The following is a 261-nucleotide window of genomic DNA, read 5'->3' on the forward strand; positions in this document are numbered from 1 at the left end:
TCGATCTTCGCGTCGCATTCGACAATACGTTGCGCCAGACTGTCAAACATGGACAGTGCCTGTGCGAGGACGAACAGATGTTCCTCGCGCCAGTTGCCCGTCAGCGCGCGGGCAATCTCGGCCTCGCTGCATTTGACCCGGCCGTGACGATGGGCGGCGAGCACCTTCGGGTCCCGCTCGCCGGCGACGATGGCACGGATGATCGCCTGACCTGTCATCCCCATCACATCCTTGAGCACCTCGCCAAGCTGCAGATTCATC

General features: G+C 62.1%; 1 pseudogene. It reads right to left on the reverse strand.

What is annotated here, in order from left to right:
• Positions 1-261, reverse strand: a pseudogene (locus GWC77_RS28600) (IS110 family transposase); the annotation flags it as partial.

Origin of the sequence: Paraburkholderia sp. NMBU_R16 (genome assembly GCF_013282575.1) — a bacterium.
GTDB lineage: Bacteria > Pseudomonadota > Gammaproteobacteria > Burkholderiales > Burkholderiaceae > Trinickia.